We start from the raw sequence: 22,748 nt of genomic DNA, 5'->3' as shown, positions 1-22,748 counted from the left end.
TTTTACCCAAGCTCCAATGCTATCGTCATTTTTCAAGAAATTCGCGGGCCGCTCCAACAAGAAGTGGCTCAAGTCCTGCGAGCCTGCCGTCGCCAAAATCAACGAGCTAGAAGCCTCGTACCAATCCCTTTCCGATGAGGAGCTGAAGGCTCACACCGCGCAGTTTCGCGAGCGTTTCGCCAACGGAGAGAGCTTGGACGACTTGTTGCCGGAGGCTTTCGCCACTGTAAAGAATGCGGCCCGGCGCTTGGTGGGCACCTCGGCCATGGTGTGCGGCCGCGAGCAGCACTGGGACATGGTTCATTACGACGTGCAGCTGATTGGCGGGATGGCATTGCACCAGGGGCGTATCGCGGAGATGGCGACCGGTGAAGGTAAGACGCTGGTCTCTACGCTGCCTATCTACTTGAACGCTCTCGCTAGCCGAAACGTGCAACTCGTCACGGTCAACGAGTATTTGGCTCAGCGTGACTCGGAGTGGATGGGGCACCTCTTCAAGTACCTCGGTCTCACGGTGGGTTGCATCAAGAATCAGCAGCCTCCGCCAGTGAAGCGAGAGATGTACGGGTGCGACGTGACCTACGGTACCGCGTCGGAGTTCGGTTTTGACTACTTGCGCGACAACGGCATGGCTCACAGCAAGGAGGAGCAGGTGCAGCGTGATCACTTCTTCGTGATCATCGACGAAGTGGACTCGATCTTGGTCGATGAGGCGCGTACCCCGCTAATCATTTCCGGACCCGCTCCGATCCAGCGCGAGCAGCCTTACACCAAGCTCAAGGGGGCGATCGAAAGCCTAGTGAATGCCCAAAACAAGCTATGCAATTCCTTGATCGCTGAAGTGAAGGAAGAGTTGGGCAAGGAGGAGCGGGACACTTGGGACCTTGGGCTCAAGATGTTGCAGGTGAAGCTTGGCATGCCCAAGAACAAGCAGCTGCTACGTCTGCTGGAGACCGGCGAGTATCGTAAGCTGCTCGACAAGACGGACCTGGAGATGCACAGCGACATGAACAAGGACAAGCTCTTCGACTTGAAGGAAGAGTTGTACTTCGTGATCGACGAAAAGCAGCGCCAGGCGGACTTGACGGAGAAAGGTCGCAAGACGCTTCGCCCGGACAATCCCGACGCTTTCGTTTTGCCTGATTTGGCAACTCGTTTCAGCGAACTAGACAAGGATGCCTCGCTCAGCTCCGAAGAAAAGGACGCGATCAAGCTCAAGGAGCAAGAAGCGCTCGAGGTTGTGGGAGAGGATATTCACGCGATCAGCCAGCTGCTTCGCGCCTACGCCCTTTACGAGAAGGACGTCGAGTACGTGGTCCAGGAAGGCAAGGTGGTGATCGTTGACGAAAACACGGGCCGCGTCATGGCGGGGCGCCGTTGGGGCGATGGCTTGCATCAGGCGGTTGAGGCGAAGGAAAACGTAACCATCGAGCGGGAAACACGTACGTTCGCCACAGTTACGGTTCAAAACTACTTCCGCTTGTACGAGAAGCTTGCCGGCATGACCGGCACGGCCGAAACGGAAGCGACCGAATTTCACGACATCTACAACCTAGGTGTCGCGGTGATTCCGACCAATAGGCCCTGTATTCGCATCGATGACAACGACGTCATCTACAAATCCCGTCGCGAGAAGTACAATGCGGTGGTGGACGAGGTCGAGGCGGCCCACAAGAAGGGACAGCCGGTGCTGGTGGGCACCGTCTCCGTAGAAGCGTCCGAGCTCGTGGGGCGCATGCTCCGCCGCAAAAACATCCCGCACAACGTTCTCAATGCTAAGTTCCACCAGCAGGAAGCGGAAATCGTCGCTCGCGCCGGCATCAAAGGGGCTGTAACCATCGCAACCAACATGGCGGGCCGCGGCACCGACATCAAGTTGGGCGAAGGCGTCAAGGAAGCGGGTGGATTGCTGGTCATCGGCACGGAACGCCACGAGTCGCGACGTATCGACCGCCAGCTGCGTGGCCGTTGCTCGCGCCAAGGAGACCCAGGCCGTTCCAAGTTCTACATTTCCCTCGAAGACGATTTGATGCGTCTATTCGCCAATTCCGGCTTCATGGCGAAGATTCTGCACGGGTCCATGGAGGAGGGGGAACCGCTCGAGCACTCGCTGCTGAACCGCTCTATCGAGACCGCTCAGAAGAAAGTTGAGGGGAGTAACTACTCCGTCCGCAAACGCTTGCTGCAGTACGACGACGTGCTGAACAAGCAGCGCGAAATTATCTACTCGCTGCGCAATGATGCCCTGCAAAGCGATACTCCGTTCGATACGGTGATGGAGTTGGTGGAAGAGGAAGTGGCGGATCGTCTAGCGGACGCTGAGCGTGACCTTGCTGGGTTCGTCACTTGGGCCAACTCGCACTTTCCGATCGGCCTTTCCGAGGAGGCTCTCGGAGGAAAGTCTGCAGAAGCTCAGCTCAAGCATGTGCTCGATGCCATTCGCGATGCGTACCGCATCAAGAAGACGGCGGAAAACGAAGCTGCTCTGGAGCATCTCGAGCGCTACGTGCTGCTCAGTTCCATCGACGGCCGTTGGCAGGAGCACTTGACCGAAATGGAAGACTTGCGTCGCAACGTGGGGCTACGCAGCTACGGCCAGAAGGATCCGCTCAACGAGTACAAGAACGAAGCTTACACCTACTTCGAGGAATTGATGAGCAACGTGAGGGCTCAGGTGTGCACGCGCTTGTTCCGTACCGCGACCAACCTGGTCGCCATCGAAAACGTGAAGAACATGCTCGCCCGTCAGGCGGTTGCCCAAGGCGGCGGGGCGGAGACTTCCGGAGCGGTTGCGGCGCGTCCCGGAGGAAGGCCGGCTCAAGGAAGCCAGGTACAGCTGCCCAAGGTGACGATCAAGAAGAGCCTGCCCAAGGTGGGCCGCAACGAGCCCTGTCCATGCGGAAGCGGGAAGAAGTTCAAGCAATGCTGCGGCCGCTAGCGGCGGCGACGATTGCGGATGGCTTGGCAACACGGCGGCAGCGAGGCGTATGAAGGATGCACTTAAGAAGGCCTACTTGCGAGGAATCGACATGTTGCTGCTGCCATTGCGCAGAAAGGGCAGCGAGGACCCCTTCCACCGGGTCTTTCGGGACTTCATTTCTATTGTTGAGGGTGTCGAAAGGCCCTCTGTTTTAGAGTTAGGCTCTAGGAATGTATCCGGAAATAGCGTGAAGGGTTGGTTTCCCGAGGACTGCGATTACACAGGAATCGACATATTGGAGGGTGAAGGGGTAGATGTTGTAGCGGATGCTCACACACTCTCTCGATCTTTTACCAAGGCTCAATTCGATTTTGTCTATTCCATGTCGGTATTCGAGCACCTGCTGTTTCCATGGAAAGTTGTTTTGGAGCTAAATCATGTTATGAAGGAGGGAGGTTTTCTTTACCTTTCGACGCACCCGGTCTGGCCGGAGCATGAGGTTCCTTGGGATTTCTGGCGCTTCCCGAAACGCGGTTTTGAGGGACTGTTTAACTCGTTTACCGGGTTCGAGTTGGTGGCGGTCGAGGAAGGCTTGCCGTGTGCTTTGTTTTCTTTGGTTGACGATTTGCCCACCCGAGAAAGCTACTTGTATTCCGCCAACCAAGGAGTTGCTTTGATTGCTAGGAAAACTGGCGAATACCGAAAAGATCTCTTGAATTGGGAAATCGAAATAGAGTCGGTGTTGAGAACGATGTATCCCAGTGGTTGATGAATTGAGGAATTGAGTGGTGAGTAGCTTCCCTTTCATCCCGTAGGTGCAATGACCGGAAGGGAGTGGGTTTTTTGACTTAATTTGGCCGAAGGGCTAAAAGAATTTGGATCTGTTCCGAAACAGACGTATTATACATGTCGGCGAAGCGTTGGATGATTGGCGATAGTACTTAGAATCCGCTTGCTAACTTGTAGCGTACGATTTTCAGTATCTCGGTTCACTTTGCGCATTTGGCGCCTCGCTTACCCAAGCTCTATCTCGATTACTCCAAATATGATGAAAAAGAAGAATTTAGCCCGGTCCCTTCTGGCCGTTGGATCAGTTTGTTGCCTCGCTGTGACGTCGAGTTCGGCTCAGGAAGTCTACTCGAGCATCATCGGTGCGGTTTCCCTGACGGCTCCCGGAGAGAGCGACCTCTACGTCACTCCGAGCTTCAGCAATTCGGCTGTGTTCCGAAGCGAAATTTCCGCGGCAGCGGCGGGAAGCGTCACTTTTTCGGGAGCATCTTTCGACGCGGACGCCTTTGCCGGGGGGCATCACCTTCTCGTTGAGGAAGGTACTCTTGCTGGGCGGATGTTTGAGATTACTGCTAACTCCGCTACGGAGTTGACTGTGAGCGATCCTGGCTCGGAGTTGGCGGCTGCCGATGAGCAAGTGGCGTCAATTATTCCGGCCCTTACCCTCGGGGATATGTTTCCAAACGGGCTAGGCGGCAAGGTCGAAGCGAATCCTGGAAACCCCGATTTGATTTTGTTTTCTAACGATAATTCTGCGGGTGTGAAAGGCTTTGCTCCGAAGGACATCTACTACTACGGCGACATTGCCAAGAACGAGAGCGATGAGATTGTGAGTGAGCCGGGTTGGCGAAAGGTTGGCGCTCCTCTTTGGGAGTCTCACGATAACGCTGTCCTCCCCGTCGGTGAAGGGTTCGTGGTCAGGAACAATACGAATGTGGACGCTTCGTTTTTCCTTTTCGGAGAGGTCATGGTCTCGCACGTTCAGATTCCGATCTCGTCCAAAAGCGCGGGAACGACGGACAACTTGGTGGGCGTACCACGGCCATTGGCGATTTCTATCGGTGACATGGGCTTGGATACCGTGGTGACTGTGACAACTGATGCGAACGCAGTGAAAGACACGGTTCGTATCTATCCTGCCGACGGCGGCAAAAACCCAGCTGCCAGTGCTATTTACTGCCTTTACTCCGACGGTTGGCGAAAAGTTGAAAATGACACAGTCGTTACAACGGGAGATGTGTTGGACGATTCTCTCATCCCAGCGGCGTCTGCAGTGGTCGTCCGAAAAGTAGCAACTGCGCAAGACGAGGTTGTCTACTGGACCAACACTTGGAGCCTTCCTTCTCAAAGCTAAACCCAGGGGATTACAATCATGCGCAACGTAACAAAATTAGGTATCGGTCTCGGGTCGTTGGCTTTGGCCAGTGTCGGGTACAGTAGTATTTCTTTTAACATAGCCGCCGGAACCTTGCGGGACAGCAGTGGTGTCGCGATCAACAATGGTCTTGTGATTTTGGCGGCTGACACGGATGATGACGGATTCGCATTGCCCAATGCTACTGATTTCCTGCCAGGCGCTGGAGATGTTGAAGTCGCCCGTTGGAACTTTTCCGAAGGGGGTGGCTTGGACGGAGAATTTTTGGCCTCCAAAGTCATCGCCGACTACGATGCCGGTGGTTGGTCCGAGGGCGATGCTTTGGCTTTGTTTTGGTATCCAACCTTGGATAAAACTGCCTCGGAGCCAGGGGCTGGTGTGAAATTTGGGGTTTTTGCGGACCCGACAAACGAATCAACAGGAGATCCATGGGTGATGCCTGCTGACGATGAACATCTTTACAGCCTGCAGTTTTTTGCGGACGGCTCAGTTCTAAGCACTTCGACTTTTGCCAGCGAGTATGTTGCTGGAGCCTCGTTGGAGGAGGGGGTCGCGCTGGCTGATCTGACGGATGTCATGGCGTCTCCCTCTAAGACGACTGCAACCTCGAACACGGTGACGTGGGATCTTGCCAGTTCAGCTCAGGGTTACTCAATCGAGCGACGTATAGCGGGTACGGACAATTGGAATACCATCGCAGCCGTTGGTGGTGGTGTTAGCTCGTACGTAGATGCAAATTTGGGTGCAGGTCTCACTTATGAGTACAGGGTCGTTGCGGAGAACGGCCTCAGTGCCTTTCCTAGCGTTTCCGATGAAAAATTGTTCTCGGAGCGAGCTCAGTTTAGGGGGGTTGCGATCCGCTCGAACGTCGAGGTAGCCGACCTTGCCAGGCACGCTTATGGAGGGGTTATTCTCACAGGTGGCGATGCTAGTTCCGCGACCACCAAGAAACTCCACATGCAAGCTAGCGGTAACGATACCAACAACCCGGATGGTAATTTTGATGGTGCCTTTCTTCTCGATCCTACGATGGACCTTTACGACCAGTTTGCTGGAGCATTCACCGACTTCAATGATGATTGGTTGCGCAACGAAAGTGCCGTCGCCACAGAGATGGATAGTTTAAGTGCATCTGGTAGAGGTAATGTTTTTGATGCTTCGGCAGACAACAGAGACGCCGCCATTCTAAAGGACGGGGCTATAGCTGGAGACAAAGGGTATTCCTTTATTGTGTCACCGTACGAAGTGCCGGAGGTTGGCGATCCGAAGTCTAACTACGCTGGAGTGCCAGTCGATGGAGAAGTCGTAGTTTCGATCTACGACGCCGAAGATATCGATGGAACACAAGACAACATTCGAATTTCCAAGTTGGCTGCTCGTGGACATGTCTCCGACTCCACTTTTTTTGGAATGATCGGTGGTTTGGATATTGAAGGTCGCCCGGGCGTGCGCAAGCAAGTGCTGATTCTTGGAAAGGGGCCTCACCTTGAGACAGATGAACCTCTCGTTGAAGGTTTGGCTATCACCAATCCGATTCTCAAGTTGAGGTTGGGGGGGACTTTGGACGTAATCGCGGAAAATGACGATTGGGCTACTGCTACCCCATCCACTGCCTCCGAGGTCACGGTTGAGACGGATGTAGACAAGATCAGGGCAGCCTTGGTTGCTACAGGAAATACCAAGTTCGACGCTCATCCTAAGGATTCTGTGATGTTGGTAACTCTGGATCCTGGTACCTACACTGTCGAAATGGTCGGAATGACCGGTGGGGCGAGAGAATCTGGCCTTGGTTTTATAGAAATCCAAGAGGTCGAATTGGATCCTCTCTCTCTTTAACCAAATTTATTCGTAGCCCCGAATATCATATTCGGGGCTTTTTTGTGTAAGCTGAAAGTTCAGTCGTGTTGGACTGTTAGGTGCAAGAGTTCCTCTCTTGAAAGGCGCAAGCCAATACCGTTTTTGCTCAGCCCAATGAAGAATTCGCATCCTGTAGTGTCGTAGGATTCTGTTTCACTCAATTGGATAAGATCCAAAGAGAACAGATCATGTACCATCAGACGGAAGGAGCTGTAGGTGAAGCACCAAGAATGGATGTCATTGTATGTGTTTTGGGTCGCTGCTTCTCGCATTTTCTGGGCAGCAATCTCGGGGGTGTGGATAAATTCAATTTTCCCTACCTCGTTTTTGTCCCATCCAATCTTTCCGCCTTTGGACGTCGCATTGAGGTAGAACTCTGCCATCGAACCAGGGCTGTGGGTTGTGCGCTTTGCAAAGTGGGCGTCTACGACGCTAGCAAGGCCTGAAATGGGACGGAATTGATCGAAGCAATAACGTTTGTCAGGAACTGCTAGGGCTAATGTTCCCGAAGGTTTTAGCACCGCTTCACAGTCCCTTAGGAATGCTATGAGGTCCGGCGTGTGTTCAATCACATGTGATGCAATGATCCAATCGTATTTTTCGTGTGAGCCGATCAGGTCTGGGTAGCGTTCTCCCCTCCATACGTAATCGACCTCTTCTATCTTGTTTATGTCTACTGGGTGGTCGCGGTACTTTCGTATCAAGCCTTCGCGGGTGTCGTGATCGATGGTTTCAACATTGAACCCTTCGCTTTTGGGTGCGATGGGCGAATGGCTCGGTCCGATTTCTAGTCCGTATCCATGAGGGTCGATTAGGCTGAGGATTCTCTCGGTTCTACTCATAGATGCCTTTTTGCCACCCATCGAGTTCCTCGGGTTGGGACGCTATACGCATATCAACGAAATACTTAGGTGTCAGGTTTTGTATATATTCTAGGAAGTCGCTTTCGGGCATTTTTTCGTGGCTCAGCAAACCATCCCATCTTAGCCTGAACGTAAGTGGCTCGTTAGGGATTTTTGTTCTATTGTTCACTAGAGGGTCGGCTGGAGTGTATTGTTTCGGGTTGCAAGTGCCGCCGAACACTGCGGGCGAGGGTTTGTAGGTGTCGATTCCAATTGCTTTCTCAAACGACGAGTGGGTATCGGGAAACGGGTCATAGAACTCGACATGCTCTGAGCCGGCGTGGGACTCCACTTCCTGTTTCATTTCGTTCCACTGGTCTAATGGCAAAATGTTCTTTTGGCCCCATTTTGCGATGTGAGGTTGGTAGAAGATAAAACGAACCTCGTGTGCATACGCTGGGAGGATTTCCTTGCACTTCATGATCACTGGGAGAATTTCGTGAACGTTGCTTGCGAACGCCATCGTAATATACCGAATTTTTGGAGCCGTTTGACTGGATTTCATGAAATGAGACAAGCGGGTTAGGTTCGCCAAAAACTTTTCAAGGCGTCCCCCTTTTCTTAGTTCCGCGAATCTCTCAGGATCAATTGAGTCGATCGAAATCCTGATGCTGTGTATATTCGAGTTGGCCAAGGCCCTTAGGGTATCATCGGTGAGGTTCTTGCATAAGTTGGTAGTGAAACTGAGCTTTTTTCTCAGGTGGGACGGTACGCTTTGGATAAAATCAATTATTTGCGGGTGCACGGTGGCCTCGTGCATACACGAAAGCCAGAACATGCCATCCGGTACAAGTGGAAGGAGTGGGATTGCTTTCTCGAAGACCTCTGCCGGCATGTTTCGAAGGCCCTTTGTCAAAGAGTAATCGGTAATGCAGAATGGACAGCGTAAATTACAGTTGTTGCTAATGTCTCCCGCAATAAGTTGTATAGGATGTTCTATCAGTAGCTGGCGCCCGCTGTTTTCGAGAATGTAGTCTGATCTTTTGACTGACACGGAGACAGTTATATGTCCCTCATGCGCGATCTTGAAGGGGACTGAGGTTTTGAAACCATATCTGCCGTCACCGATTGATGAGGCTCTAAGATCCTCGCGTGGTTGGTCGGCTAAAAGCGTTTTGCTCCAACCGTTGGAAAGTCTAATAGTAACGGCGACCCTTTGTTGTGGCTCATCCCTGTTTCTTACCCAACCGAATATTTCACCGTTTTCTGTATGGTCTACATATCCTTCGAAATTCATTTGACTGTTGGTGTTTATAGTTGTTTCCGAGCGAGCACTGAGACGGTAGCGGCCAATTCTTTTCTGGCTTCTTCCGGCAGTTCCTTGGACCACTCTTCTTCGCAGAGATACTCGGGTGACTGCAGTAATTCAGAAAGTGGAAGTGCTAGAAACTTTTCCCTTAGTTCGTTTGGGAGGCTTGCAGCATAGCGCGAGATGATCCAAGTTATTGACCAAATAGGAGTGCCGTAACGAGGGACTGCATTTTTGATGACTTTCATGTTTTTCTCGAGAAGGAGCTCCAAGCCCTGTTGTGTCATGTTGTAGTAGTGTGCTGGAAACCCGTGGTAAGGCTGCAGAAAGGCGGTATCGATCCAAAGCAGACCGCCGGGCTTGAGGACTCTCTGCATCTCGAGCGCAACCTTCTTCGGGTCTTTGACGTGTTCTAGAACGGCTAAAGATATGACTAGATCGAATGTGCCGTCCTTGAAGGGTAGTTGCTCAGCCGTTCCGACGACATCAACTCCATTATATGGTTGTATTTCAAAGTTTACGACGTTGTCGAATGTTCGGTCGCGAGATCCCGATCCGCAGTCTAGAGTCCATCCATCGTTTTGCTCGATAAGCCCTACGAGCTCAGGTGGATATTGGTGGCCCGAAGTCGTTTCGACGCTTGAGTCATGCTTGAAATGTGGCGATACTTCTGCACTACAGTCGATGTATGTCGGTTTTATAGTTGGGCTGGCTTCTGGGGCGATAAGTGAATTTATCGTATTGAGTCTACTTTTCAGTGATGTGTTCATTTTCTAGTGGAACCCAGTTGTCTGCACACTTACAGCGAGGGTTGTCTTTGAAGATTCTCCCGCTGCATCGATTGTAAAAGTTCCTTGTGGTAGTTCGTAAAGGATCGCTCTTGTCTCGACTGAGGGTAATTCTGCGTTTATATCGATAAACGCTCTGAGAGCTTGCCAATGGAAGGGCTGGTCGGTCCAAGGTCCGCTCTTTTTGATTTGGGAGAGGGATCCAGATCTTAGGAAAAGTTCTTCAGGATGTGTACCTACGCTGTAGGCGAGGTAGGACCGCTTAAGCGCTTTGCCTGTATCTATTTCGATTTTACCGCCGGTGGCTTGGATGCTGGTTATATTTCCGTGTTGGGTCGATACTGTTGTCGCACTTTGCGGTTGCTTGAGGAATCCTCCTTGGATTGTTTGACCGAACTTGTAGGAGCCTTCCCTTAGGAAAACGGCTGATTTCTCGGTCTGGTGGATGTGTGCAAGTTCGCCTGTGGCGAGGGATATCAATGATATTGGAGTCGCGATTGCCTCGGTCGTTATTTCGACCTGGGAATCAGTGAAAAGTGTAAACTCTACGTCGCTGGCCTGTGTTGTGAAACTCTTGATTGCGTTGAGATGTGCGGGTTTTAAATACGAATTTCTATGTTTGAGAGATGCGTCGGCTTGCTCTTTGACATTTTGGTATGCTTCGAATTTGTTCTCTTCGTAAAGCGTGTTGGGGGGGAGTTCGAAACTCTCGCTCCATGGCTCTGGGTCCGCAGGTGCGCATCTAAAGTTGGGCGAACGCATGGCGACGTTGCCTAGTGTGTTGTGAGAGAAAACAAGGTCGCCGTAGGGGCCGCAACCTCCCCAGTCTGGGACATACATTGCCTTTTGTTCGTAATAATCCTCGAGCTCTTTGAGGTTATTGGAAGTAGTGTTGTGTTGTATTCTAATCCAGCGGCTGCCTCCGTCACTGTATAGAATGTTTCCAATGCCGCCTTGGTTGTGGACAATGTTGCGCTCGATTACAAGACCGCCATTGATACCGCGTGCACTGTTTGATTGAGGTCCTAACGTATAAATGCCTCCTCCATCATACATTTGATATAAATAGTGATGGACGTGGTTGCCTATCACTCGGTTTCCGTGAGTTTCTATTTCAGTTGAATCGAAGGTGTTCCAGCCCCATCCTATCGAAATTCCGGTGTAAGGTGCGTGGCAAACTTCGTTTCTCAGAATGCTTACTCGAGATGCATGGCCGACGAAAATTCCGACGCCGCCATGATAGACGGAAGCGGGTTTGTGAACCAAGGAATCGGAAATAGTCACGTCTCTTACCGGTTCGAGCGTGCCCAATGCTTCCTCGTCGCTGACTGATCCGACTACGATCCCGTTGCCAGCAATGTCAATGAACTGGCAGTTGTTCACTGTGATATTTCGGGAGGATTGGAATATTCCGAGTCCCCATCCTCCTAGGTTTTTGAACGTACAGCCTTCAAAGGTAACGTTTTTAGCCTGGTAGAGACCGATTGCTTCGCTTGGACGTCCAATTTGCCCGATCTGTTCGAAGTTTGCCTGCCCTTCGTTGAATCCCTTTGTTTTTATTGGAGCGAGCCATGTGGTATGGGCAAAGGTGATTCCTTCGAACCTCACCCTCGCAGCATTTTCGATGCGCAATAGTGTTTGTAGTCGTGCGAGCCTTATTTCTTGTTCGTTTGGCTTGGCTTCGTCCAACGGAATGAGTGATAGGAACTCATTGCCGTTGTGCCACTCGCCTGGGCTGTCGAGGAGTTCGATAGCTCCTTCGATTACAGTCGATTTTGGCATCAGGGCGTTGAGTCGGCTCGAAGTCTCGCTACCCCATAGGGTATTAAGGGTACTCCAACCTGGTTCTTTAAAAGTAAGCCAGTTTTCGCCGACTGAATCGACTCCGCATCTCTTTTCCCACCATGCGCAGCGGAATACGAACTCGATGTCCTCTGGGTTTTCCCACTGGGTAAAAGGTGGTAGTGTTCTTGTGTGATCATGTATCAGGGTACCAGGTTCGATGTGAATCTCTGAGCTGATGGAGTCGCGAGTAAGTTTGGTGAGTCCGGGAATTGCGGAGAATTTGTCGTCCCACGCTTCGTAGGTGATAGATCTTGCGCGGGTTGCTCGTTGGTTGCCGATGAACAGGTCGCGTGAAGCGTGGAGCCTTGGGTCGTCTGGTTTAGCATACCTTTGAATTTTGCCAGCGGAGGGAACGCTGCTTTGAAGTTTTATGGATCCGCTTAGTGTTGCTTTTCCGGGGGTTTGTGCGCGTACGGTCAGGGTGGCACGTCTTGAGTGGTCGGATGAAAGTATCAGCGTATCCTCGAGCTCGTATTCGCCATCTAGCAGAATTAGCTCGGTGACCTCCTCGTTTGTAGCGAGGTTCAGCGCGTGGCTTAGGGAGTAGGGGTCACTCTGAGTGCCTGACGCATGTTCGCTACCTGATGGCGAGGCGTACACTGCTGCTCCCTCACCATTGGGCACGAACAAGGCGAGGGCGGATAATAGGTAGATTGTCACTATCACTGTATGCAGGGATCGAATTGGTTTCTGTGTTGGATAAACGATGAAATTTACGAATTGGCATTCGCCTTTTCACCTAGCAGGCGAGCTGCTTTGTTCCAGCCAACCAAGGCGGCTGTTGTCGTATTTCCCTATTGTCATTTCAAGCCTCAACCGGTTGTTTTTCCACCTTGCCCGCTGCACTTTTTTGTTAGTGTGAGCATTCTTTCTTTGCGTTTGGTTTTTGGCCTCGTTGGGTATTTTGCTCAATTACCTGCGTAAAGCATCTGTGATCGTCCTCTCATGTCCATTAGATGAAGCATCTATTTCTATTCGCTTTGTTGTCGCTAGCGTTGCTGCCTTTTTTATCCCAAGGCAGGGAGCAAGGCGATGCAGCTTCTGAGGCTGGTTCGGTCGAAGCCCAAGCTTGGATACCGAAGAAGTCTCCCATTTCCAGCTTCGTAGTTTATCCTACTCGGATCGTCTGGGAGAGCGAGGGAGGGGTTGAGCATGCAGATCGCTTGTTAGAGGAAAAAAATGGTCAATTACTCTTAGGGGCTGTTAGCTCGCCGACTGTATTGAAACCAGGGGGCTCGTTGCTGGTCGATTTCGGCCAAGAATTGAACGGGTATGTCGAAGTATCCACTCTCGTCATGCCTGAAAAGGACCATCTCCGAAAAGCACGCATACGCTTTGGCGAGTCAGTGTCTGAAGCGATGTCGGACGTAGGTGGCGCGTCGAATGCGAGCAACGATTGCGCGGTGAGGGATCAAGTCGTCGAATTGGCGTGGTTCGGGAAGACTATGGTGGGGCCCGGTGGGTTTCGTTTCTTGAGGATCGACAATCATGATCCTGAGCTAGACCTGCATCTTGAGGAAGTTCGAGCGACATTGCAGCTGCGGGATCTCGAGTACCTTGGGGCGTTTGATTCGAGTGACGACCGCCTTGATGAAATCTGGAGGACCGGGGCTAGAACAGTGCATCTCAATATGCAGGAGTTTCTCTGGGATGGTATAAAGCGAGATCGCCTAGTTTGGGTGGGCGACATGCATCCAGAGATCATGACGATCCTGGCGGTCTTCGGTCCGCAGGAAGTTATTACGGATAGCTTGGATTTAGTTCGCGATGTGACTCCAGCGAGCGAGTGGATGAACACCATCAGCTCCTATTCGCTCTGGTGGATCATAATTCAGCATGATTTATGGTTTCGCACTGGAGACGATGAATACTTGCGGTCCCAAAAGGTCTACCTTGAGGATCTGCTCGGAAGGCTTACGCTACTGGTGGATGAAGAGGGAGGTGAGATACTCGATGGGGTTCGTTTTGTTGACTGGCCAACATCCGAGAATCCAGTCGCGGTCCACGAGGGATTGCAGTCACTGATGACGTTGGCCATGTCGTGTGGCGAGCGTCTGATGGCAGAATTGGGCAACCAGGAGATGGCCTCCAGATGCTTAGCCACCGCCCAGAAGCTTAAGAGTGCGGGTTTCTCCCAGAGCGGCAGGAAAGTGCCAGCTGCCTTGTCAAGCCTAGCGGGTCTGAAAGATGCGAAGGAAGTGGCCAATGAAACATTGAAGGAAGGAGGGCCACACGGGTTTTCCACATTCGGGGGCTACTACGTTCTGGAAGCGTTGGCGCAAGCGAGGGAGTTCAATACAGGGATTGAATTTATCAGGCAGTTCTGGGGGGGGATGCTGGATTTGGGAGCTACGACCTTCTGGGAGGATTTCGATTTGAATTGGATGGAAAACGCATCGCGGATCGATGAGCTTGTCGCTGAGGGCACAGTCGATGTTCACGCGACCTATGGAGACCATAGCTACAAAGGCCACCGCAATAGTTTATGTCACGGGTGGGCAAGCGGGCCGACCGCCTGGTTGAGCGAGCATGTTTTAGGTGTCCGAGCGGCTTCGCCTGGATTCGAGGAGGTTCGAATCGAGCCGAATCTTGGCGGTTTGTCATGGGTCAAGGGGAAGGTGCCCACGCCCTTTGGGGTCATCCTCGTGAGTCATCATAGAGCGGAAGACGGTACGGTCGTCAGCGATATTCACGTCCCGGACGGGATAACCGTTCTGAATGACGAATAGCGATTTTTCCAATAGGTAATATTGGACCGGGGTTGAGCTGGACCAAGTGTAGCGTGGGGTGTGAGAATACTGTTCTCAATGCCGCCCATTGATTGATTGTTTGCTCGTACGGAGTGTCTTGGAAAGTGGACCGAGACGCTGCGTTAACTACGTAACGTATTCGAAGTCGTTTTTTGTTTTTGCGAAATTGGGGTTGTAGTAGGGGTCTTGCTGGATTTCTTTGGGCCAGCGTTTGTACATGTAGGCTGCTTCGGTGTGGTGAAGCGCTAGTTGTGCGGGTGTTTGGTCCCAACCTCTTGTGGTGGATTCTTTGTGGTAGAGCAGGGCGTAGGGAGTGAGGATCGTCTTGAAGCCTGCTTCTCTACACCGAAGGCAAAAGTCTACGTCGTTATACGCTATCGAGAGGTTCTCTTCGTCCAGTCCGTGGAGCCTCGTCCAGAGGCACCGCCGGAAGGCTAGGCAGGCTCCAGTCACTGCTGACCACTGGGATATGAGGTTGGCACGATGCACGTGTCCAAAATCGTCTTTATGTAAGAATCGAAATGCGTGTTTCGCGACGCCGTCGATTCCCAAGACGATGCCTGCGTGTTGGATGTGGTCATCCGGATAGAGGAGTTTGGCTCCTACTACGCCAATCTCTGGGCGGATCGCGTGGCTGACGAGCTCTTCGAGCCAGTCGGGGGTGATGACCTCGGTGTCGTTGTTAAGTAGGCAGATGACCTCGGCGTCGCTTTGGCTGACGGCGTAGTTGTTGATGGCAGAATAGTTGAAGCTCCTATCGAAGCGTAGGACTTTTACTCTGGGATCTTTTTGGACGCTTTTAAGGTATTTGAGGGCGGTCGGATCTTTTGTCTGGTTATCGACTACGAGCACTTCGTAATTGGGATAAGTGGTATTTTCGAGTATGCTGTCGACGCATTGCGAAATGAGATCGGGCCAGTCTTTGGTGGGGATGACGATGGAGACCTTGGGCGGTTCGGGGGGGAGAGGATAACGCACGCGCCAGTGGATGCCGTCGATGCTGATGAGCTCGGCCGTTTTCCTTTGGCGTTGGAGGTGATCGGATATGGAGCGGCGTTGGGCTTCGTGGGCGTAGTTTTTTGCGGAATGGTGGTTCGCGGTCGAGCTCTCGATGGTGCGCCAGTGGTAGAGGATTTCGGGGATGTGGACGATTTCGTCGTCGTCACAGTTCTCGATGGTGCGCAGTGCAAGGTCCCAGTCTTGGGCTCCTTCGAAGCCTACCCGGAATCCGCCGGCTTGCTCGTAGACATCTCTTCGATACACGCCTAGATGGCTTATGGTGTTGCAACTGAGTAGGAGATCGTAGTTCCAGTCGCTCTTGAGGTGTGGGTCGTGGCGAATCCCGAGTTGGTCGATCTTGTCTTCGTCGCTGTAGATGAGCTTTGCTTGCGGGTTTTGGTTGATGGCATCGACGACCTTCGCCAGAGCGTGTGGCGGTAGTTCGTCGTCGTGGTCGAGCAGCGCGATATAGTCTCCGCTGGCAAGCTCGAAGGCGGAGTTGCTGGCTGCGGAGATGTGTCCGTTGACGCTACGGGTTGTGACGCGGATTCGTGGGTCGGACTGGGAGTATTGGTAGAGAGTCGGGCCGATGTGAAGCTCGGTTGAGGCATCGTCTGCGATGCAAAGCTCCCAGTTCTGGTAGCACTGCGCTATCACTGAATCCATGCATTTTCTAAGCCATATTTCTTCCACGTTGTAGACCGGGAGCAGAATCGATATTTTGGGGCAGTTGGGGCCTTGCGGGGGATGTTGGTATTTGTCGAGGTAGATCGAGCGTATCCATTCCTCACGTTCGACGAATTTATGGTAGTTCTTGATGTAGCATCGGTGACCTTCGGGGGGAGCGTCGGAGTCGGGTGTCGATTGAGCATCGATCGGTTCGCTTTGTATGGGTTCCAGCGCTACCGGTTCGAGGGCGGGAGGTGGCTCTGGGGTGGAGGCAGTTGGCTGCTCGGGCTTTGGCTTTTTTTTGAGGTGATCGATTGTGGCGCGGCGAAGCGCGCGGAGGGGGGCTGTTACTTGCCAAGAAAAGGTACTACGCCTTCGCTGGTCGCGTTCTACCCATTGGTCGAGCTCTTGCTGCAGCTTATTGTACAACTCCTTGTGCGCGCAAAGCTCCTGTTCTTTTTGCTTTAGGGCTGAGGAGGATTCAGCGGCTTGCTCTGCGATTTCGCGCTTAAGCTCAGCGATCTCGGCGTGTAGCTCCTCAGGAAGTTTTGGCGGTTCCGTGTCTGTGATCACTGATGAAGAGATCACTTGGCTATAGAACCTTTCTAGTCGCTCGCGATTACGTCTGGGAGCATAGGCTTGGAGTGCGTAGGTGTGGGCGTTTTTCGCGAGCTTGGCGCCGATCTCTGGTGCGTCGATCAGTTGTTTGATTTTCTCCGCGATTTCCTCAGGGCTACTGGTTGTGAGGCTGAGGCAGATTTGATCTTCGGGCAAGTGGTAGGGTTGGTAGAAGGAAGGGATAATGCAGGGGCGGTGGGAGGAGAGATACACGGGAATCTTGCAGGGAAACCGGTCGCGATTGAAGGCATTGTCTTGCCCCGGCTGCACGAGCAGGTTGGAGAGTCCTATGAGTCCTTTGAGGTCTCTCTCGCTGATGTACCCTAGGTCGATGGCGACTTGCTTGATGTCGAAGCGAAAGCTTCGTTCGAAGAGGTCGCAGCTAGGTCCTGTCTTTACGAGTTTGATACGGATCCCATCTCTCTGTAGCGCGTGTATCGCGAGGTAGAGATTGCGGATATCTTCTCGGTTGTTCGAAGTTATTCCTCCTGGAAAAACGGTTATGATCGTGTCATCTGGCAGCCCGTATTTTTGTCTTAGCTCCGAGTCGCTGATCTGCTGGGGCGAGTCTTCCGCTTCGATGATGGGATTGATCACGAGGGTCTCCTTGCAGATGGGTAGCAGTTTCTGCAGGCTCGGCGTAATGAGTGTCACGGCGTCAGCCTTCGCGAGGAGGCGGCGGAATTCGATGGGGTGGGAGAGTCGAGGGTGCCAGTCGGCTTGCCTTTGCTCGAGGGCTTTTTGGCGCAGTTCTTCGATATTGGAGAGGTAGTAGCTTTCCAGAATGGACTCTTCGTTGTCCTCGAGATGAACGATGAGCTTGGTTTTGGGGTGACGCTTTTGGTATTCAAGGGTTAGTTTTCGAACGTTCTCCCGCGGCGTCCAGGCGTGTATGAGGTCTGCAGGTTTTCCGTTTGGAAAAAGGGAATGTCCGGCGGCAAGTTCCAGGTGGTTATAGAGGGAATAGAGGGCTTCACCTGAGGGCTCGAGATCTCGGGTTTCTATTTTTTCGACCGCTATGCTGCAGGAATGTCCGCTTTTGCTCAGTTCATTCGCATAGGGACAGATATGCTCCATGCTATTTGACCTTAGGTCGCCGTAGTTGATGAAGAGGATGTTCAAGGTGTCTGCGGTGATAAAGGGTTCTCGATTTCAGGTGGGAGACATTTGGGATTCGCTGGAGAAGATCCAGTTTTCTTTGGTATGGGGTTCCAAATTATGAAGGGCTTGGTGGCGGTTGACATGCAAGGGGGCTTGCGATTGCTTTCGTCGCCATGCGGTTCTCGGTCGTGACGGCTTTGTTCAATGGGCTGGACTATACGAAAAAGTATCTGGAAAGCCTCGAATCTACGCTGGTGGGCGTGGACTACGAGCTGATCCTCGTCGACGACGGAAGTAGCGATGGCACAAGGGCTTATTTGAAGTCGCTGGAAGGCCGGACAAAGGTCAAGGTATTGCTCAATGACCGGAATCTCGGCTTTGCGAAAAGCAACAACCTAGCGTGTCGGCAAGCCACGGGCGACTACCTCGTTTTTCTCAACAACGATATATTGCTGAGTCCTGGGTGGTTGGAGCCGATGGTGAGCGCTTCGAGGAGAACGCATCCTTGGATGGGGCATCGCAGGCGGGCGGGGGTCGTGGGCAACGTGCAGCGGCGTATGGACGACAAGCGTATCGATCATGGGGGGATTTACATCAATTTGTACGCGGCCCCGCATCACGCTTTCCAAGACGAAGCTGAATTGCCTGCCTGCGGCGCTTTCACGGCCTGGTCGGCGGCCACGGCGGCCTGTTGGTTGATGGAGAGGTCGCACTTCAGCGAGTTTGGCGGCTTTGACGAACGGTATCTGAACGGAATGGAAGACATCGATTTTTGCCTGCAATCCTTGCAGGCGGGACGGGTGGCGGTAGTGGCGAATCGGAGCGTGATCGAACACGCGGTGAGCGCTTCTCGCGACTCCTCTGAAACGAGCGAGCGCAACGAGCGTCTGTTTTGGGAAAAGTGGCGCTATCCGGTGCAGGAGATGGCTTTGATCGACCAAGTTCGCTACCTGTGGCTGCGGGAGCTCGAGCAGCATCCGGTCGCGGCGCGTTGGGCCAAGGCGGCTGCTCAGGTGACTTTGGCTCGGTTTCGCGAGCGGCTTCTGAAGCGCGCAAAACCGTTTGTCTTGCCTCCGGAAAAGCAGGGTTCCAAGGGGTCAGCGAAACCAGGTTTCTAGCTCGCGGTCGAGGGAGCTGAGGACGGGGACCACGTCCTCGGGGGAGAGTTGAAAGAGCTGTTGGGCAAAGAGGGCGTAGCGTTGTTCGAGCAGGGGAAGGATTGTCGGTCCTCTCTCGATGCCGGGAGTGGCGGCGATTTCCAGGAGCGATGCGACATAGGACTCCACGCTGTGCTTTCGTTGGAGAAGCCGGCGGCCGGCTTGGCCTTTTTCAACGGCCGCTTGGGGATCGAGGAGGAGTGAATCCCAAATTCCCATGAGCTGGCTGGCCTCTTGTTCGGGATCGACTTTCCAAACGACGTCGTCTGGCAATTGAGCATAGGCTCCCCGGTTTGTCACTGCGGAGGGTGCTGCTTGGTTCCAGGCGCGTAGCAGCGAGCCTGAAGCTTCCCCGCGAGTGGGGAAGCGCAGGTTGATTACCAAGTCGGATCCGCTGAGCAGCTGGTCCAATTCGTTTTCGGGCAGGAAGCCTTCGCGCGTCACCTGCTCGCTGAGTCCCAGCTTGGCGAGAAGGCTGTCGATCTTGAAGTTTTCGTGCACCTCGCCTGCGAGGTGAAGCCGGATGCGGTCTTTTTGCGGGTAGGCTTTCAGGGCTTGCAAGGTCTCCGCGAGCCGCCGGTTGGGGCCGCCGAGGTAGCCGAAGAGCAGGCAATGAAGGCATCCGTCGCGCTCGCGGAGTTTGGGAGCGTTCAGGAGCGGTTCCGCGGGATAGGGAAGCGAGAGGGTCCAGGAATGAGGAGCGGGAGCGCTTGGGGGCTGGTCGTCCACGGGGTCGGAATGGTGGATGGTTCCCCAGGCTCCGAGCGCAGCGTGTTCATCGAATGGATACTGGGTGGCGAGCTGGTCCAACGAGCGGTCGCCCTTGAGCCAAGCTGCGTTATCGCTCTTAGCCTCCGGTCCGTAGGTGACCTCCATGAGTTGTGAAAACAGGCGTTCCCCATGAGGCTTTTCTCGGTATACGCTGGAGATACATTCGAAAAGGCAACGGTCGTGCATGATGGCGACTCCGGGGACGCGTCGCATGGCGTCGAGGATCTCGCGGTGAAAGGCCGCGTTGTTGCCGATGTTGTAGAAAATAGCGTCGGCTCTGTTGAGGGCCTCAAGTTGTTGCTCGAATTCCGAGTAAGGAAATGCCTTGTAGCGTTTGCGCCATGAAGGTTGCTGTGGACCGGAGAAGTGTTGGGGGTGGGTCCAGAGGGTGAGGTCGCAGTGTTTGGCCAATTCCTCGCAGACGCGCAGGGTGAAATGGCCGATGTCGGTCCTTTCTGGGGAAAGCGGGGAAAACCAGTGGATGCGCATCAGGCTTGGGTCAGCGTTTGGACGACATGGTCCCAACTGATGTTTTTGGTCTGGTAGGAGCTGAAGGCGTCGCCTCCTTTTTCGCGGCACTTTTTCGTTTCGGCCCAGGCCTCGTCGAGGTAGTGGGCGAAGGCTTCCGGCGTGTCGGAGGCGACCCAACCGGTGTCTTGGTTGACGAACTCGAGCACCCCGCCTGAGGCTTGGGTGGTGACGACCGGCTTGTGCGACAGGGCTGCTTCGAGGGACACGTATCCGTAGTCCTCGTCGATCGGGGCGTAGACGATGGCCTGGGCTTTTCCGTAGAGGGTGGCGAGTTCTTGGTCGCTCACGAAGCCCTCCCAGCTCACGCGGTCCTTGAGTCCGTGCTGGGCGACGAGTCGATCGAGCTTTTCCTGGAATTTGGGATCGGTATTCGTGCCCGCAAAACGGATACGTACGGATTGCTTGGTGAGGGCGAGGCTTTCGAGCACGAAGTCTTGTCGCTTCATCGTTTCGATTCGCCCGGGGCAGAGAAAATAGGGCTCCGCTTCCTGTGGGGAAAGGAGGTCGGCGAGGCCGGGCGGATGGTAGAGCGCGGGGGCTTCGTGGCCGCAGAAGCGTCTCAACCTATTGGATACGTTTTTGGAGTTGGCGAAGATGTTTGCGCATTCGTTGAACAGCCGGCGTTCGAGGAAGCGTATGCTGTCGCGCACTGCTTTGCCGCCTTCTTGCAAGGGGAGGTCCGCTTGGGGGTGGTCCCAAAAGTCGTAGGCGGAACGGTACTGATGTATGATCCAGAGCACCTTGCGGGGATGGCGCAGGTGATAGGCTGGGAAGCGAAGTCCGATGACTTGATCGATCGTCTTGCCGTTGACCTCCTCTAGGTCGAGCAGTCGGGTCGCCATGAGGTGGTCGAGCGCGCTCCAGGGATCTCGCCAATTGAAGGGGATGCTAACGAGCTCCGCTTCGTGCCCATGCCTTTGCAGGGCGGAGAGCAGGTTCTTTGCGTGCTGCTCCGCTCCGCCATGGGTGAAGGGGACCTGAGTGTTGACGACCGCGATTCTCATGGGTGGGTTTGTGCCGAAAGGGACTGGAGTTGCTTGTCAACGCTGAGCTGCAGGGCAAGCAGTTCTCGAAAAACGGCGTCGTTTGCCTTCGGTTTTCCGTCAGTCCGTTTCCAGGGGACGGCTCTGACTTCGACAGGTCCTGCTTCTCGCGCGGCGCCGCTCGCGGATGCGTCGATCTGCTCTTGTCGACATTTGAGCCATTCGCAGTTGAGGCGTATGGCTCGCATCAGGGGAATCGAGGCAGCGGGTTTGCGGGTGCAGTCTTGGATGGAATTTTTCCAGGTTTGGGCTTTAGCGGTGTAGCTTTTGCCGACCTTGGATGAGAGGGCGGGAACTTGTTCCAGCTGCGTGAGCTGGTGGTTTGCGATGGCCTCCACCATGCGGGTCAGCTCGAGGATGGGAAGGAATAGTCTTCGGAGCAGGTAGGGCCACTTCGGGTGGCGGTGGTTCAGCCACTTCAGGTAGGCGATGGCTTGGTTGGCTTCGGCGAAGAGGTAGTGTCCCTTGTCGATGCGTGGATCGGCGTTCGGGAGCGGGCGTTTGGCGAGGGGAATTTTTATGGGAGCGGATTGGGAGCCGAAGTCGGTCAGAGCGATCGACAGCTCGTTGTCCGCTTTTTCGTGCAGGTCCAGCAGCTTGCGGAGGGTTTTGCGGGCGTTCCAGGTGCCGACGCCGGGACGATCCCAGGGGCGAGCTCTGACTTCCACTGGTTCCGGTACCGAGCCGGCTTCCCGGGCCTTGGCTTCGATGGTCTGCTGGATCAGCTTTTCTCGGGCCCGCAGCCATTCGCTGTTGAGGCGCATGGCTCGCATCAGGGAAAGGCTCCAAGCGCTCCTCTCGAGCAGGAATTCCAGGTCGCGTTTCCAGGCCATTGCCTGTTTCGCGTAGGCCGAGATGTCGACGCTTTGGACTTGGTTGTAGTTGAGGATGCGGGTGATTTGTTGCGAGGCGACGGCTTCCAGGATACTAGCCAGCAGCCAAGTGGGGTGGAGCAGTCTTCGAACGAGGTAGGGCTTGTTGGGGTGGCGATGGTTGAGCCAATCGAGATAGTCGAGGGCTCGCTCCGGCGGCTCCAAGACGAAGTGGCTCCAGCCTTTGGGTGGCCTGTTGGCTCCGCTTTGCGATTGGACCGATTTCCAATAGCTGGGGTTTCTCCACGCGTCCAAGTGATGTCCTGATTCGTTTTGCAGGAAGGCGCTTTTGCGGTAGGAGTCGATGATGGCCATGGAGTTCTTGGGATTGAGGGAGAAGCCTCAGTGTGCACAAGCAAAAAGTCGGCTGTGGCTGGCGCGAAGGGCGTTGCGTTGCTGGAACGGTTGGCAGAAGCCCGTTTGTTTGCTGGGTGTCAATCGCGCGCGCCGGGGCTGAAACAGTTGGACAATCGGTAAAGTATCCCCTCCATAGTCGGCTTTCGCTTTTGCCC

14 protein-coding genes are annotated in these 22,748 nt (G+C 53.8%); 6 read left to right on the top strand and 8 right to left on the bottom strand.

The genetic code is table 11. From position 1 onward, the window contains the following. Positions 1-16: 16 nt before the first annotated feature. The 4 genes from secA to IEN85_RS04335 all read left to right on the top strand — a co-directional run bounded on the left by secA (position 17) and on the right by IEN85_RS04335 (position 6,920). Complete coding sequence (secA, locus tag IEN85_RS04350; protein WP_191615838.1) at positions 17-2,938, top strand: preprotein translocase subunit SecA; 2,922 nt, start codon at positions 17-19, stop codon at positions 2,936-2,938. 49 nt (positions 2,939-2,987) lie between these two features. Then, positions 2,988-3,689, top strand: coding sequence for a class I SAM-dependent methyltransferase (locus IEN85_RS04345; protein ID WP_191615837.1), 702 nt, complete (start codon positions 2,988-2,990; stop codon positions 3,687-3,689). Positions 3,690-4,028: 339 nt separating this feature from the next. After that, positions 4,029-5,063: a TIGR02597 family protein gene (locus IEN85_RS04340; protein ID WP_191615836.1), complete on the top strand. Its 1,035-nt coding sequence runs from the start codon at positions 4,029-4,031 to the stop codon at positions 5,061-5,063. Between the two features lie 18 nt (positions 5,064-5,081). After that, positions 5,082-6,920, top strand: coding sequence for a fibronectin type III domain-containing protein (locus IEN85_RS04335; protein ID WP_191615835.1), 1,839 nt, complete (start codon positions 5,082-5,084; stop codon positions 6,918-6,920). 59 nt (positions 6,921-6,979) lie between these two features. On the opposite strand, the gene IEN85_RS04330 is transcribed toward IEN85_RS04335, so the two are convergent. Genes IEN85_RS04330 through IEN85_RS04315 form a run of 4 tightly spaced genes read right to left on the bottom strand, consistent with a single transcriptional unit; the run spans position 6,980 to position 12,391 of the window. After that, positions 6,980-7,804 (bottom strand): class I SAM-dependent methyltransferase, encoded by an 825-nt coding sequence (locus IEN85_RS04330; protein WP_191615834.1) that lies wholly within the window; start codon positions 7,802-7,804, stop codon positions 6,980-6,982. After that, positions 7,776-9,080 carry a radical SAM protein gene (locus tag IEN85_RS04325; protein WP_191615833.1) on the bottom strand — a complete coding sequence of 435 codons (1,305 nt, stop codon included), beginning with the start codon at positions 9,078-9,080 and terminating at the stop codon, positions 7,776-7,778. The genes IEN85_RS04330 and IEN85_RS04325 overlap by 29 nt, the downstream gene beginning before the upstream one ends. Before the next feature lie 14 nt (positions 9,081-9,094). Beyond that, entirely contained in the window at positions 9,095-9,862 is a 768-nt protein-coding gene (locus tag IEN85_RS04320) for a class I SAM-dependent methyltransferase (protein ID WP_191615832.1), read from the bottom strand. Between the two features lie 3 nt (positions 9,863-9,865). Then, positions 9,866-12,391, bottom strand: a complete 2,526-nt coding sequence (locus tag IEN85_RS04315; RefSeq protein WP_191615831.1) for a right-handed parallel beta-helix repeat-containing protein — start codon at positions 12,389-12,391, stop codon at positions 9,866-9,868. Between the two features lie 629 nt (positions 12,392-13,020). Between IEN85_RS04315 and IEN85_RS04310 the strand changes: the two genes are divergently transcribed. Beyond that, a complete protein-coding gene (locus IEN85_RS04310) occupies positions 13,021-14,454 on the top strand; it encodes an alpha-L-rhamnosidase-related protein (RefSeq protein WP_425503163.1) in 1,434 nt (477 codons plus the stop codon). Between the two features lie 147 nt (positions 14,455-14,601). Here IEN85_RS04310 and IEN85_RS04305 read toward each other — a convergent pair whose 3' ends face one another. Beyond that, positions 14,602-17,883, bottom strand: a complete 3,282-nt coding sequence (locus IEN85_RS04305) for a glycosyltransferase (RefSeq protein WP_191615830.1) — start codon at positions 17,881-17,883, stop codon at positions 14,602-14,604. Positions 17,884-18,035: 152 nt separating this feature from the next. Between IEN85_RS04305 and IEN85_RS04300 the strand changes: the two genes are divergently transcribed. Beyond that, a complete protein-coding gene (locus tag IEN85_RS04300) occupies positions 18,036-18,980 on the top strand; it encodes a glycosyltransferase family 2 protein (RefSeq protein ID WP_191615829.1) in 945 nt (314 codons plus the stop codon). Here IEN85_RS04300 and IEN85_RS04295 read toward each other — a convergent pair. The 3 genes from IEN85_RS04295 to IEN85_RS04285 are packed head-to-tail and all read right to left on the bottom strand — an operon-like array spanning position 18,960 to position 22,551. After that, positions 18,960-20,279 (bottom strand): glycosyltransferase, encoded by a 1,320-nt coding sequence (locus tag IEN85_RS04295; protein WP_191615828.1) that lies wholly within the window; start codon positions 20,277-20,279, stop codon positions 18,960-18,962. The genes IEN85_RS04300 and IEN85_RS04295 overlap by 21 nt on opposite strands. Beyond that, a complete protein-coding gene (locus IEN85_RS04290; RefSeq protein ID WP_191615827.1) occupies positions 20,279-21,325 on the bottom strand; it encodes a glycosyltransferase family 4 protein in 1,047 nt (348 codons plus the stop codon). The genes IEN85_RS04295 and IEN85_RS04290 overlap by 1 nt, the downstream gene beginning before the upstream one ends. After that, positions 21,322-22,551 carry a hypothetical protein gene (locus IEN85_RS04285; RefSeq protein WP_191615826.1) on the bottom strand — a complete coding sequence of 410 codons (1,230 nt, stop codon included), beginning with the start codon at positions 22,549-22,551 and terminating at the stop codon, positions 21,322-21,324. Before IEN85_RS04285 ends, IEN85_RS04290 begins: the two co-directional genes overlap by 4 nt. Positions 22,552-22,748: the final 197 nt, after the last annotated feature.

The organism is Pelagicoccus enzymogenes (assembly GCF_014803405.1).
Classification (GTDB): domain Bacteria; phylum Verrucomicrobiota; class Verrucomicrobiia; order Opitutales; family Opitutaceae; genus Pelagicoccus; species Pelagicoccus enzymogenes.
This window is presented reverse-complemented; position numbering and strand designations above follow the sequence as displayed.

Excerpts from the sequence above, each read along its gene's own strand:
- secA (WP_191615838.1), top strand. The coding sequence starts at position 17 with ATGCTATCGTCATTTTTCAAGAAATTCGCGGGCCGCTCCAACAAGAAG.
- IEN85_RS04345 (WP_191615837.1), top strand. The coding sequence starts at position 2,988 with ATGAAGGATGCACTTAAGAAGGCCTACTTGCGAGGAATCGACATGTTG.
- IEN85_RS04335 (WP_191615835.1), top strand. The coding sequence starts at position 5,082 with ATGCGCAACGTAACAAAATTAGGTATCGGTCTCGGGTCGTTGGCTTTG.
- IEN85_RS04330 (WP_191615834.1), bottom strand. The coding sequence starts at position 7,804 with ATGGGTGGCAAAAAGGCATCTATGAGTAGAACCGAGAGAATCCTCAGC.
- IEN85_RS04325 (WP_191615833.1), bottom strand. The coding sequence starts at position 9,080 with ATGAATTTCGAAGGATATGTAGACCATACAGAAAACGGTGAAATATTC.
- IEN85_RS04320 (WP_191615832.1), bottom strand. The coding sequence starts at position 9,862 with ATGAACACATCACTGAAAAGTAGACTCAATACGATAAATTCACTTATC.
- IEN85_RS04310 (WP_425503163.1), top strand. The coding sequence starts at position 13,021 with ATGCCTGAAAAGGACCATCTCCGAAAAGCACGCATACGCTTTGGCGAG.
- IEN85_RS04300 (WP_191615829.1), top strand. The coding sequence starts at position 18,036 with ATGCGGTTCTCGGTCGTGACGGCTTTGTTCAATGGGCTGGACTATACG.
- IEN85_RS04295 (WP_191615828.1), bottom strand. The coding sequence starts at position 20,279 with ATGCGCATCCACTGGTTTTCCCCGCTTTCCCCAGAAAGGACCGACATC.
- IEN85_RS04290 (WP_191615827.1), bottom strand. The coding sequence starts at position 21,325 with ATGAGAATCGCGGTCGTCAACACTCAGGTCCCCTTCACCCATGGCGGA.
- IEN85_RS04285 (WP_191615826.1), bottom strand. The coding sequence starts at position 22,551 with ATGGCCATCATCGACTCCTACCGCAAAAGCGCCTTCCTGCAAAACGAA.